Annotated in this window: 9 protein-coding genes and 1 other RNA gene; 2 read left to right on the top strand and 8 right to left on the bottom strand. The window is 64.5% G+C overall.

Annotation, left to right across the window (positions count from 1 at the left end):
* Positions 1-18 precede the first annotated feature (18 nt).
* The gene (locus tag Q1Y33_RS00080) at positions 19-2,853 is read left to right on the top strand and encodes a M16 family metallopeptidase (RefSeq protein WP_300797108.1); all 2,835 of its coding nucleotides are present in this window, start codon (positions 19-21) and stop codon (positions 2,851-2,853) included.
* Positions 2,854-3,090: 237 nt separating this feature from the next.
* Here the strand turns inward: Q1Y33_RS00080 and Q1Y33_RS00075 are convergent, their stop codons facing one another.
* The 5 genes from Q1Y33_RS00075 to mltG form a co-directional block, all read right to left on the bottom strand.
* On the bottom strand, positions 3,091-3,555 hold the full coding sequence (locus Q1Y33_RS00075) for a DUF4293 domain-containing protein (RefSeq protein WP_300797106.1): 465 nt from the start codon (positions 3,553-3,555) through the stop codon (positions 3,091-3,093).
* Between the two features lie 6 nt (positions 3,556-3,561).
* Complete coding sequence (locus tag Q1Y33_RS00070; protein WP_300797105.1) at positions 3,562-4,518, bottom strand: glycosyltransferase family 2 protein; 957 nt, start codon at positions 4,516-4,518, stop codon at positions 3,562-3,564.
* A 3-nt stretch (positions 4,519-4,521) separates the two neighbouring features.
* Complete coding sequence (locus Q1Y33_RS00065; RefSeq protein WP_300797104.1) at positions 4,522-5,103, bottom strand: DUF4199 domain-containing protein; 582 nt, start codon at positions 5,101-5,103, stop codon at positions 4,522-4,524.
* 43 nt (positions 5,104-5,146) lie between these two features.
* A complete protein-coding gene (locus Q1Y33_RS00060) occupies positions 5,147-5,749 on the bottom strand; it encodes an L-threonylcarbamoyladenylate synthase (protein ID WP_300797103.1) in 603 nt (200 codons plus the stop codon).
* Positions 5,750-5,891: 142 nt separating this feature from the next.
* Positions 5,892-6,905 carry an endolytic transglycosylase MltG gene (gene mltG, locus Q1Y33_RS00055; RefSeq protein WP_300797102.1) on the bottom strand — a complete coding sequence of 338 codons (1,014 nt, stop codon included), beginning with the start codon at positions 6,903-6,905 and terminating at the stop codon, positions 5,892-5,894.
* Between the two features lie 50 nt (positions 6,906-6,955).
* On the opposite strand from mltG, the gene ffs reads away from it, so the two are divergent.
* Positions 6,956-7,053: signal recognition particle sRNA small type (gene ffs / locus Q1Y33_RS00050), an RNA gene on the top strand.
* A 65-nt stretch (positions 7,054-7,118) separates the two neighbouring features.
* Here ffs and Q1Y33_RS00045 read toward each other — a convergent pair.
* The 3 genes from Q1Y33_RS00045 to Q1Y33_RS00035 all read right to left on the bottom strand — a co-directional run.
* The gene (locus tag Q1Y33_RS00045; protein ID WP_300797101.1) at positions 7,119-8,948 is read right to left on the bottom strand and encodes a hypothetical protein; all 1,830 of its coding nucleotides are present in this window, start codon (positions 8,946-8,948) and stop codon (positions 7,119-7,121) included.
* Between the two features lie 2 nt (positions 8,949-8,950).
* Positions 8,951-11,926, bottom strand: a complete 2,976-nt coding sequence (locus tag Q1Y33_RS00040) for a tetratricopeptide repeat protein (RefSeq protein ID WP_300797100.1) — start codon at positions 11,924-11,926, stop codon at positions 8,951-8,953.
* A gap of 230 nt (positions 11,927-12,156) precedes the next feature.
* Positions 12,157-12,617: TolC family protein (locus Q1Y33_RS00035; protein ID WP_300797099.1), on the bottom strand; the 461-nt coding region annotated here is incomplete at its 5' end.

Genomic DNA, 12,617 nt, shown 5'->3' with positions numbered 1-12,617 from the left:
TTTAATATGAAAAAGCCTATGAAAAAAGCACTCATGCTGCTCGCGGCCTTTGCGTTCGCAGGCAGCAGCGCCATGGCGCAGCTCAATCCGATGTCTCCGATCCCGGTGGACGACCAGGTCCGCACGGGCAAGCTGGAGAACGGAATGACCTACTACATCCGCCACAACGAAAAGCCCAAGGGGCAGGCCGACTTCTACATCCTGCACGACGTCGGTGCCATCCAGGAGGACGACACGCAGCAGGGCCTGGCCCACTTCCTCGAGCACATGGCCTTCAACGGCACGAAGAACCTCCCGGGCAAGATGCTGACCGAGTATCTGGAGACGGTCGGCGTGAAGTTCGGCGCCAACCTCAACGCCGGCACGAGCTGGGACCAGACGGTCTACAACATCTGCGACGTGCCGACCTCGCGCGAAGGCATCATCGACTCGGCGCTGCTGATCCTGCACGACTGGTCGCACTTCATCGCCCTGGAGCCCGATGAGATCGACTCCGAGCGCGGCGTCATCATGGAGGAGCTGCGCACGCGCGACGGCGCCTCGTGGCGTTCGACGATGAAGATGCTCCAGGCCGTCGGCAAGGGCTCGAAGTACGAGCACCGCAACCTGATCGGCTACCTCGACGGGCTGAAGAGTTTTCAGCACCAGGAGCTGGTGGACTTCTACCACCGCTGGTATCGTCCCGACTACCAGGCCGTCATCGTCGTGGGTGACGTGGACGTCGATGCCGTGGAGTCGAAGATCAAGACGCTGATGAGCGACATTCCCGCCCCGGCCGCCGACGCCCCGCAGAAGGAGGCCTACACGGTGCCCGACAACGAGGAGCCGATCGTCAGCATCTACACCGATCCCGAGATGCAGGGAACGAAGGTGCAGCTCTTCATCAAGCGCCCGGCTACGCCCGCCCAGTACAACAACCTCATCTACGGTGAGCTGATCAACATCCTCCAGAGCTATGCCATGACGATGGAGAATGCCCGCCTGCAGGAGATTGCCATGCAGCCCGACGCGCCGTTCCTCGGTGCCGGCATGGGCACGGGCGACGTTTTCGGCGTAATCCCGACGCTGGAGATGACCTCCTACGCCGCCATGACCAAGGACGGCGAGCTGAACCGTGGCTTCGAGGCCCTCTACACCGAGATGGAGAAGGTGCGCCGATACGGCTACACGCAGGGCGAGTTCGAGCGTGCACAGGAGAACCTGATGCGTCAGGTCGAGCGTCAGTACGCCAACCGCAACGACCGCCGAAACAACGAGTACGTGCAGCGCTATCTGGAGAACTACCGCAAGAACAGCCCGATTCCCGACGCACAGACCGAGTGGCAGCTCGACAGCCTGCTGATCCGTTCGCTCGACGTCGAGACGGTCAACGCCTTCGTGCAGCAGCAGCTCACGCCGACGAACCAGGTGATCGTCGTCACGGCGCCCGAGAAGGAGGGTCTCGCCGTTCCGACGGAGGCCGAACTGCTGGCCATCCGCGAGAAGGTGATGTCGTCGGAGATCGAGGCCTACGAGGACAACGTGGTCAAGGAGCCGCTCATCCCTGAGGGCACCGTACTGAAGGGCTCGCCCGTGAAGAAGACGGTCGAGGACGCCGCACTCGGCACGACGGAGTGGACGCTCAAGAACGGTGTGAAGGTGGTTGTGAAGCCCACGACCTACAAGGCCGACGAGGTGCGCCTGCGTGCGCTGGCCAAGGGCGGTCTGTCGATCCTCCCGGACGAGGAGTTCTACATGGGTGAGATGATGCCGGCCGTCAACTCGATGTCGGGTGTCGGCAAGTTCTCCGCCACGGAGCTCAAGAAGCAGCTCTCGGGCAAGTCGGCTTCGGTACAGCCCTCGGTCGAGAACTACGCCAGCGTCATGAACGGCGTCTGCTCGCCCAGGGACCTCGAGACGATGTTCCAGCTGCTGTGGCTCAACTTCACGCAGCCGCGCTTCGACGAGAACGACTACAACACGCTGATGAACATGCTCCGCACGCAGCTGGAGAATGCCAAGACGAACCCCGACTACACGATGATGGAGGTCTTCACCGACGAGGCCTACGGCCACAACCCGCGCCGTCAGATGATCTCGCTCGAGCACCTCGACCAGTTCAGCTTCGAGGCCCTGCCGGGCATCTACCGCAAGCTCTACCCCGATGCCAACAGCTTCCTCTTCACGATCGTGGGCAACGTGGACCTCGAGACGCTGCGTCCGCTGGTCGAGAAGTACATCGGCTCGCTGCCCGTCTCGAAGAAGCAGATGAATGTCGTCGAGGACAACTGTTACCCCGCAAAGGGCGGCGTCGTGAAGGACTTTACCACGCCGATGCAGCAGCCGAAGGTTTCGGTACACTACCTCTTCTCGGGTGAGATGCCCTACACGTTGAAGGACAAGGCTTCGCTGACCTTCCTGACGCAGGCGCTCTTCTCGCGCTACCTCGTTTCGATCCGCGAGGAGAAGGGCGGCACCTACGGCGTGCAGGTATGGGGCGCGACGGAGTACCTCCCGAAGGAGACCTACACGATGGAGATTGCCTTCGACACGAACGAGGAGATGGCCGACGAGCTTTGCGAAATCATCATGAAGGAGATCGAGGAGATTGCCGCCAACGGCCCGAAGAGCGAGGATATCGAGAAGACGCGCGAATACATGCTCAAGGAGTGGAAGAACAGCCTCGAGCAGAACGCCGGCTGGCTCAACTACATCGGTGCGAAGTACGGTTCGGGCCTCGACTACGTGAAGGACTACGAGCAGACGCTCCAGACGCTGACCAATGCCGACGTGCAGGCCATGGCCAAGAAGGTGCTTGCGGACGGCAACGAGGTGAAGGTCGTCATGCGTCCCGCCGCCGAGGAGGCGAAGTAACCCGCCATACCCGCTGTATGAAAAAGGGCAGCCGCACATGCGGCTGCCCTTTTTCGTGCGGATGCCGTTTCGGGAAAAGGGTCGGCACGGGTCGGCACGGCCCGACCGTCCGCCGCACACTCCGACAGCTGCCGCACAAAAAAAGCGGACGCACCCCGTTTCCGGGATGCGTCCGTCTGTTGTTTCGGCTGTCAGGCTTCCGCTGCCGGTGGAGCGCAGGCGGAGCCTGCCGCCCGGTCAGCGGATGCGGTCCGCGGCACGGACCATCAGTTCGTCGTGGAAGATCGCCCGCGCGGCCAGATAGACGAAGAGCAGGGAGACCAGCGGCAGGGCGATGGCCGGCTTGAAGCCCTGCGTATGGAACGCAAGGTCGGAGAAGACGCGCCATCCGAGGAAATAGTAGATGCCCTCCATGACGACGGAGCCTACCAGCAGGACGGCTTCGGCCACGCAGAGCCGGATCTGCAGCAGACGCCGTTTGTAGAGGAAGATCACCACCAGCGGCAGCAGGCCGGCCAGCACGAGGAGAATGCCCAGGTAGGCCGTCGACTGCACGACCTCGCCGGCAGCGGTTTCAAGGCCGAATGCCCGCAGGGTAAACTCCCCGGCATCGCAGGCAAACCACGCCAGCGGCAGGAAGAGCGTCAGTGCCATCAGGATGACGGCGATCAACAGATAAATGGTTTGGATTCGCTGTATCATAACTCGTTACAATGTTTTGTCGATGCGGTAGTTGTTGCGGTCGGACGAGCCGCGGTTGATGAGTTCGCCGAGGAAGCCCGCCAGGAAGAGCTGCACACCGAGGATGACGGCCAGAATCGCCAGGTAGAAGAGCGGCTGGTCGGTCACGGGACGCAGCGGCAGGTCGTGGGCCTGCTTCCACAGCTTGCTGGCGATGACCCACACGGTCGTGCCGCCGCCGAAGAGGAACATCAGCGTGCCGAGACTGCCGAAGAAGTACATGGGCGAGCGGCCGAAGTGCGACATGAAGAGCACCGAAATAAGGTCCAGATACCCCTTGACCATGCGTTCGATGCCGAATTTCGAATGGCCGTACTTGCGGGCATGGTGCTCGACAACCTTCTCGCCGATGCGGTGGAAGCCGGCCTGCCGCGCCAGAATCGGGATGAAGCGGTGCATCTCGCCGTAGACCTCGATTGACTTGACGACCTTCTTCCGGTAGGCCTTCAGGCCGCAGTTGAAGTCGTGGAGCCGGATGCCCGAAGCGCGCCGGGCCGTCCAGTTGAAAAACTTGCTGGGCCAGCGCTTGCCGACGGGGTCGTGGCGCTTCTTCTTCCAGCCCGAGACAAGGTCGTAGCCCTCCTCGAGGATCATGCGCCGCAGGGCGGGAATCTCGTCGGGCGAATCCTGCAGGTCGGCATCCATCGTGAAGACCACCTCGCCCTCGGCGGCCGCAAAGCCGCAGTAGAGAGCCGCCGACTTGCCGTAGTTGCGCAGGAACGAGATGCCCCGCACGGCGGGATACTCGCCCTTGAGGCGTTCGACCACCTCCCACGAACCGTCCGACGAACCGTCGTCGACCAGAATCACCTCATACGTGAGCGCATTGCCGCGCGCCACGCGGTCGATCCACGCCACCAGCTCGGGCAGCGACTCCGCCTCGTTGTAGAGGGGTACGACGACCGATATGTCCAGCCGTGCCATGCGTCAGGCTTCGGTTTGTCCGTTGTCGAACGGCCGCGGCGAGCGGGTCTGCACCCCGGCGATAATCAGTCCGAAGAAGGCGCCGAACAGCAGGCTCGAGAAGATCCCGCTCCAGACCGTGGCCAGCACCGTCGGTTCGGGCGCCGACTGCAGCTGTGCGAGCGTCTGGCTCATCAGCGGCTCCATCGCGGCCGTCATACCGCCGCTCGCCGCAAGCATCTGGGTCATCGTCTCCACCATGCGGTCGACATAGTTGCCGTAACCCACGATCACGTGCAGGTAGAGGTACTGCACGATGCCGACGATCACGCCCGCAAAGCCCGACACGGCGAGCAGATAGCCGTAGCCCTGCCCGAAGGTGAAGCCCTCCTCGGCCGTATAGAGCGCCGCGCGCTGCCGCGTGTAGCGGTGCAGCAGGTAGTAGTGCAGCACGATGACGGCGATCGTCTCCACGGTCAGCAACGCATAGAGGGTCAGCCGGCCCGAGAGCATCATCATGTTCTCTAATACGGACGACACCGCGAGTACGGCTCCGAGGATCGCCCCCTGCCGGGCCGCATTGTTCCAAAAGTTGTTCTTTTCCATATTGTCGTTCATTCGTTTTTCCAAACCGTGTTTCGGGCGGGCATCACTGCAACATGCCCTTGCCCTCGCGCAGCACCTCCGCTTCGCCCTGCGTGAGGTCCACGACCGTCGTCGGGACGTTGTCCCCCGCGCCGCCGTCGATCACCAGATCGACCTCCTGTCCGTAGCGTTCGTGGATCAGCTCCGGGTCGGTCGTGTACTCGACCACCTCGTCGTCGTCCTTGACCGACGTGGTGATGAGCGGAGCGCCCAGCGCCCCGACGATCGCCCGGGCCACGCCGTGGGCCGGGATGCGCACGCCGATCGTCCGCCGCTTCTCCAACGCCTTGTCGGGCACGCGCGACGAGGCCGTGAGCACGAAGGTGAACGGCCCGGGGAGGTTGCGCTTCAGAATGCGGAACGCCGCATTGTCCACCCGGCAGTACTCGGCGACCTGCGCGATGTCGGCAAAGGCCACGGCAAAGTCGCCGGGCTGCTTGCCCCGCATGCGGCGCAGGCGCTCGATGGCCTTGGGCGAGCGGATCGAACAGCCGAAGGCATAGACGCTGTCGGTGGGATAGATGATGATTCCATCGTGCTCGAGCACGTCGACCACGCGCCGCAACTCCCTCTCCGAGGGGTTCTGTTCATAGATTTTCGTCAGCATGAGGACAAAGATACAAAAAATTGCAAGACTTCGGCACGCTCCGGCCCCCATTCGGCCGTCCGGAACACAATTCGGCACATCCGGCCCTCCGGCGCGCACCGGCAAAGGCCCCGGGTCCCTCCGGGCAACACCCGCCGCTCCCCTACCGGATTTTGCGGCGGTTGAGCTCCGCGGCGTAGGCCCGGGCGTTGGCGTTGTGCTCGCGCAGCGTCCGCGCAAAGTTGTGGTAGCCGTCGAATGTCGGCCGCGCGCAGAAGAAGATGTAGTCGTGCTGCTCGAAGTCGAGCACCGCGTCGATGGCGTTCTTGCCGGGCATGCAGATCGGCGAGGGCGGCAGTCCGCGGTGGATATAGGTGTTGTAGGGCGACTGCGTCTTCAGGTGGCGGTGCAGGATGCGGCGCAGCGTGAAGTCCTGCATGGCATACTTGACCGTGGGATCGGCCTGCAGGGGGATGCCGCGGCGCAGGCGGTTGATGTAGACCCCGGCGATGCGGGGCATCTCGTCCGTCTTGCGCGTCTCCTCGTAGACGATCGACGCCAGAGTCATCACCTCCAGGCGGCTCAACCCGCTGCGCTTGCGCTTGGCGTCCCGCACGGGGGTCCAGAAACGGTCGTACTCCTGCTTCATGCGCCGCACGAGCTCCTCGGGCGTCGTCGTCCACCACAGTTCGTAGGTATCGGGGATGAACATCGAAAAGAGCGTCACGCTGTCGAAGCCCAGCTCGCGGGCCACGCGGTCCGAGGTCACCACGCGCAGGAGCGCCGCCGAATCGGCATCGAGCTGCCGCGCGAGTTTTTCGGCCAGCTGCGCAGGCGTGCGCACGTTGTTGATCGTCACCCGCACGGGGGTCTGCAACCCCAGCTTGAGCATGCGGGCCACCTCGATGACGCTCATGCCGGGCTTGAGCACATAATGGCCCGCCTTGAAGGTCTCGGGCAGGTCGATCCGCCGGGCATAGCGGTGGAAGGCGGCACGGTGCCGCATGCGGGGCATGAGCGAATCGACCACCTCCTCATAGGTGGCGTGCGAGCCGACGAAGAGCTCCGCCTGCTCGGTCACGGCGCGCCCCTTGAACTGCACGAAGCCCGTCACACCCACCACAAGCACAACCGTCACGGCCGTCAGCAGCAGCCAAATCCATGTTTTTTTACGCATTGCGGCAATTTTTTTTGCAAAGATACAAAAATTTCCTACTTTTGCATCCCGGGTGAGTCTTATACGACCAGCTCCCACAGAATCCCCCAGGCGAGGAATCGAGCAAGGGTATGTGGTCGTAGCGGTGCGATATAAATAGCTCACCCTTTTTGTTACAACGCCGGGAGACCCGAAGGTCCCCCGGCGTTTTTTGTCGGAGTATTTCCGCGGGGATCAGAAGTTGATCTTCACGCCCGCCGTGCAGTTGATCCCGTACTCGGGATACCACGCAAAGCGGTAGAGCGACTGGTTGATGAGGTTGCGCCCCTCGGCAAAGAAGGTGACGCGGTGCGAGATTTTCCAATCGAAGGTCACGCGCAGGTCGACGGCGAAGGGGGCCGTGAAACTCGTCACGGAGGAGGTGAAGGCCTCCTCCCCGCCCGCTGCGGGGAAGGGATTGCGGCAGATCGCCACGCTGGTCCAGCTGCGCTCGCTCTGCATCAGCGCCTCGATGCCGAACGAGACCTTGCGGCCCTCGTAGCGGAAGCCGATGTTCCCCTCGAAGCGGGGTTCGCCGTTCTCGAGCTTCAGCCGGGGGTCGGGCGAGAAGAACCGGAGGCCCTTCGATTCGTCGTTGTAGGCGCGGGCGTGCACGCCGAGCAGGAAGCTCAACTGGCTGACGGGACGGTAAACGGCCTCGAGGTTGAGCGACGTGACGGTCTGACGCGCCAGTTCGGCCACGAAGGGGCCGCCGCCGGCCATCGGTTCTTCGGCCGTGCCCCACACCTCGGTCAGCGAATACCAGTAGGGATGGTTGTCGCGCACCGACACCGCGGCATAGATCCGGTAGGAGAAGCGGTCGCGCCACAGGCTGCCGCCGATTCCGAAGCGGCCGTTGTAGTCGACCGCGCTGCGGTCGAGCCACAGGGCGTCGGCCAGGTAGGGATTCAGCTGCGAGAGCGAGCGGAAATCGTTGGAGCGGACATCGCCGTCAAGTTCCAGAAAGGGTTTCAGCCCCGCGGTCCCGAGGTTGAAACCGAGCCGGAGCCAGGGAATCAGGTAGTCGCCGGTCGCGACATCGGCCGCCGCCACCCGGTCGTGGAAGAAGTCGGCGCCGATCTCGAAACGGGTCACGTCCCCGCCCAGTCCGTAGCGGAGCCCGACGCGCAGCTGCTGCTGCCGGATGCCGGAGAGGAGCTTCTGCCCCGCATAGTAGTCGTATCCGCCGCGCAGCTCGATGCGATGGCGCCCGAAGCCGCGGGCCAGACGGGCCGAACCGCCCAACACCGTCTGCCGCATCGACTTTCCGACGCTGCGGTAGGAGGCATCGAAGCCGTCGGGTGTCTGCTCGAATCCGACCTCATACATGTCGGGCGCCCCGGAGTAGAGGTCGCCGTGCAGGGCGATTTCGAAGTTCAGGCGGCTCAAATCCTCGAAGTCGTCGCCGAAGCGGAGGTTGACGGCCGCATCGCCGTACATCACCCGCGCCCCGGGCTTGAGGGCCGGGACGAGCGCCGGATCGGCATAAAGTCCGTAACGGTGGTATATCCGGTGGTCGTAGAAGAGGTCACCCTCCAGCGTATGCCGTCCCAGGTACTTGCCCGCGGCCGCACCGACGCGGTTGGTCATCCACCACGAATCGTTGCGCACGCCGAAGTCGTTGCGCACGTCGGCATAGCGCCCTTCGTGGTTGACATAGCCCATGACATAGCCCGTCGAGGGGTTCTGCGACGAGGCGTAGAAGTCAAGCACCGAGTTGAGCGGATAGCCCGCCCCGACCTTCAGGTAACAGGGCAGCGGACGGTTGAACTCCCAGTAGGTCACCGTCGCCGGGCGGAAGGGCCGCGTGGCGAGGGTCGTGCGCAGCGACAGCGGCGTTATCGTATAGTCGATCTCGGGACGCAGCTTCACCGTATCGGTCATGTCGGGTTCGATGCGCAGCTTCTCGGCGCTCCCGACACTCGGGACGTAGGCCTTCGTGACCTCGACCTGTTTCTCGACCTGGGCCGCGGCTCCCCACGGCAGCGCCGCCAACAGCAGGGCGGCAAGGATGATCTTCTTCATCGTCAGTTCAGTTTTCGGATACGCTCTTTGGCCTCGTCCACGATGCCGTCGTCGGCGGGCGAGTAGCCGTCCGCCACGCTCTGGTAGGTCGCGCGGGCCTGGAAATTGTCGCCCTTGCGGACGTAGACGTCACCCAGCAGCAGGTAGGCCCTGGCCAGCCAGTAGGCCTGCGGCCCGCGCTCGGAGTAGTCGAAGACGGCCTTCTCGGTGGCATCCAGATCACCCCGCTCGAAGAGCTCCTCGATCACGTAGTAGGCGGCCTCGGAGCCCTGCGGCGTGCGGACCTCCGCGGAGAGCTCGCGGTAGAGCTTCCCGGCCTCGGCGCGCCGGCCGGCCTTGCGCAGCACCCCGGCCCAGGCGTATTTGGCCTCGCGCAGCGCCGTCGCGCCGGCATCGTCGTGCGCGCAGACATCCGCGGCCATCGTCTCAATCCGCGCGGCATCGCCCCCGGCCACCGTCGCACGGACGTAGCCCGTCATGGCGGCCTCGCGGCCCGAAGCCGTCGGCGCCACGTCGTAGAGGCGGCGGTAGGCCGCGGCGGCCTCGTCGTAGCGGCCCGCCTCGAAGGTCAGCGAGGAGAGCTGCTCGAGCACCTGCACCGTATACTGGTTCGTGCCCTGCGCGGCGAGCGTCGTGAGCGTGCCGATGGCCTCGTCACGCCGGTTCTGCCGCAGGTAGCAGTCGCTCAAATAATAGAGCGCATCGGTCACGTAGTACCCCTTGGGATAGTTCTCCACGTAGCCGCGCAACGAGCGGACCGCCGGCTCCTCCGCCCCGTCGAGATAGAGCGTGCGGGCCGCGGCAAAGGTCAGCGAGTCGCGCGAAAGCGCCGTGAGGTCGCTCTCCATGCCGGCCCGGGCGGCATAATCGAAGTAGGCGTCGACGTTGCCGTCCGAGACGTAAATCTCGCGGATGCCCTGCATGGCGGCTTTCGCCTCGGAGGACTGCGGCGACGAGGCGACGACCATGTCGTAGTATTTCAGCGACTTCTGCTTGTCGCCCAGATTCAGGTAGGCAAGGCCCAGGTCCGAAAGGGCCTGCGCCCGGCGCGGCGAGGAGGGATAGTCGGCGATGAAGCGTTCGAGCTGCTTCGCCCCGTCGGCATAGCGCTGTTCGGCGATGTAGCTGCGCCCCAGCTCGTAGGAGGCGGCATCGACGTAGTCGCCGTGTCCGTCCGCCAGAATCTGGCGCAGCGCCTGCTGCTTCTCCGACGTGCGGCCCAGAATGCCGAGCGTCACAGCCCGCTTGTAGCGGGCGTAGTGCATTTCGGGCGTGGCCAGGGCGATCGCACGGTCGTACTCCTTCACGGCGCGGTCGAACGCACGGTCGGAATAGAAGACGTCGCCGCGGCGGTTGCAGGCATCGGCCCGGTAGCGGTCGCGCGCGGAGTAGGCCGCGAGGAACTTGTCGAAGGCCGCCCCGGCCTGCGGCATGTCGCCGCGCACGAAGGAGCAGTAGCCGAGGTTGTACCACGCCAGCGCATATTCGCGCTCGGTGCGGGGCGCCCGCTTGAGGTAGGCGTTGTATTTGGCCGCGGCGACCGTATGGTCACCCTGCGCAAAGGCGATCTCACCCTGCCAGAAGGTGTTGAGCGCCGTATACTTGGGGCTGACGTTCACGGCGGCCGACTCGGTCAGGTAGCGCTGTGCGGCGGCCAGGTCGCCCTCGCCGTAGGCCTCCAGTCCGCGGAAATAGGATATTTTCTGCAGCGCCGCCCGGATGTCGGCATCCTGCGTGGGCATCGCCTTGATGGCGCGGTAGGCGGCGTCGTAGTCGTGCGAATTGTAGTAGGCGGCAATGAGCAGCGTGCGCGCCTCCGGAGCCCGCGACGAAGAGGGATAGCGCTCCAGGTAGCGCGTGAGCAGGTTGATCGCCCCGTTGAAGGCCCCGCCGCCCAGTTCGTATTGCAGCTTGGCATAGTTGAAGAGGGCATCCTCGGCGATCGCGGCGTCGAGCGTCTCGTCGGCCGCCATGGCGAAGGCCTGCATCGCACCCTGCTTGTCGCCTGCGCGCAGGTAGCAGTCGGCCAGGTGGTAGGAGGCGTTCTGCGTCACCTCGTCCTTCGCACCGCACGCCTTGCGCAGCCATTCGGCCGCCTCGGCATAGCGGGCCGTGCGGTAGAGCGAGAAGCCCTTGAGGTAGCAGCCGTCGCGGTCCGTCTCGCCGCCCGTCTCGGCAAAGGCATCGAGGTGTTCGAGCGTGCGGTTGTAGTCGTCCAGATGGAACCACGCCTCGGCGATGACCCGTTCGAGCTCCGCACGACGCTCGGGCACCGCACGGCGGACCAGCTCGTCGCCGTGGTCGGCGACGTAGCGGTAGTTGCCCTCGAGGAACTCGATCTGGAGCAGGTAGTAGGGCACAACGGAGCGGTAGGCGTCACTCTGCTGCAACGCCGAGAATCCCTGCCGCGCACGGCCGTAGCGGCCCTTCGCGTAGTCGATATAGGAGCGGTAGTAGAGCGCATGGTCGGCATATTCGCTGCGGTCGCCGATGCGGTCGAAATGGCTGTAGGCCCGGTCGTAGTCCCCCTGTGCGAACTCGACATAGCCCATGCGGATGTCGTACTGCTCGCGGCGCGAGCGGCTCAACGCCCGGTAGTCGGTCTTTTCAAAATACTCCCGGGCACGCCGCATGTCGCCGATCGTACAGTAGAACGACGCCAGCGAGAAGCGCACGTCGTTGCCGTAGACCGAGTCGGGATAGCGCTCCTCGAACTCCCGGAGCGACGCCTCGGCATCGGCCGAGCCCAGCTCCACGGCGCAGGCCGCCAGATAGAAATCGATTTCCTGCCGAAGCAGCATCTCTTCGGGTGCCAGCGCCTGCCGCGCACGGAGGAACTCGTGCCGGGCATCGCTCCACCGGCCGCAGTCGAAGAGGTCGCGCCCCCGGTCGAGCGCCGCGGGCCGCTCCGCCGCCTGCGCTGCGAGGGTGCAGAGCGCCAGGGCGAGGGTCAGCAACAAGATTTTCGTTTTCCGCATAGAGACATTTTCTTGATGACGGGCAAAGATACGAATTTTTACCCATCCCTTCACAAACGAAAGAACGGAAATTGCCATGCGGATATTGCAGAAGCGTCCCACCCGGATGCGGCGGACGAAAGGAGAGTATCGGAAACCGCCCCGACAGGGAGCCCCAGACTCCGGCAGACGGTGCAAGACGGCATGCAGGGCAGCAGGAAGGCGGCAAGGAGCCGCTGCCGCCCGTCGTCTCACCGCGCCGTGATGCGGGCGTAGTCCGAGACCGCCACGGCGTAGTTGTAGTGGGCGCGGATGGCGTTCGTGTAGAGCTGTATCCAGCTCAACTGCGCCTGCAGGACGTCGAGCACCGTGGCCAACCCCTCGCCGTAGGAGTAGGTGCTGATCGAGAGGTTCTCGCCCGCGATGCGCAGACTCTCCTCCGTGGCGTCGACCTGGGCGCGGCTCTGCACGAGGGCCGTCCAGCCGTTCATCTCCTCGAGGACGATCTCGTCGTAGAGCTGTGCCGCGCGCCACTCGGCCTGCCGCTGCCCGGACTGCGCCGCACCCACGGCCCGGCGGCGTTCACCCCAGTGGAAGATCGGCACGGAGAGCTTCACGAAGGCCGAGGCGTCGAGCGACGTGCGGCCCGTGCGGTTGGGCGTGTCGGGCTGCCACGAGCCGCCCGCGCCGACGCTCAACTGCGGGTTGTAGG

Origin of the sequence: uncultured Alistipes sp., assembly GCF_949296715.1 — a bacterium.
GTDB lineage: Bacteria > Bacteroidota > Bacteroidia > Bacteroidales > Rikenellaceae > Alistipes.
The sequence above is the reverse complement of the archived record's forward strand: the minus strand, read 5'-3'. Positions and strand labels throughout refer to the sequence as shown.

Bases quoted from the DNA above. Each gene is read 5' to 3' on its own strand.
- Q1Y33_RS00065 (WP_300797104.1), bottom strand. From the start codon at position 5,103: ATGGAAAAGAACAACTTTTGGAACAATGCGGCCCGGCAGGGGGCGATC.
- Q1Y33_RS00075 (WP_300797106.1), bottom strand. From the start codon at position 3,555: ATGATACAGCGAATCCAAACCATTTATCTGTTGATCGCCGTCATCCTG.
- mltG (WP_300797102.1), bottom strand. From the start codon at position 6,905: ATGCGTAAAAAAACATGGATTTGGCTGCTGCTGACGGCCGTGACGGTT.
- Q1Y33_RS00080 (WP_300797108.1), top strand. From the start codon at position 19: ATGAAAAAAGCACTCATGCTGCTCGCGGCCTTTGCGTTCGCAGGCAGC.
- Q1Y33_RS00045 (WP_300797101.1), bottom strand. From the start codon at position 8,948: ATGAAGAAGATCATCCTTGCCGCCCTGCTGTTGGCGGCGCTGCCGTGG.
- Q1Y33_RS00060 (WP_300797103.1), bottom strand. From the start codon at position 5,749: ATGCTGACGAAAATCTATGAACAGAACCCCTCGGAGAGGGAGTTGCGG.
- Q1Y33_RS00070 (WP_300797105.1), bottom strand. From the start codon at position 4,518: ATGGCACGGCTGGACATATCGGTCGTCGTACCCCTCTACAACGAGGCG.
- Q1Y33_RS00040 (WP_300797100.1), bottom strand. From the start codon at position 11,926: ATGCGGAAAACGAAAATCTTGTTGCTGACCCTCGCCCTGGCGCTCTGC.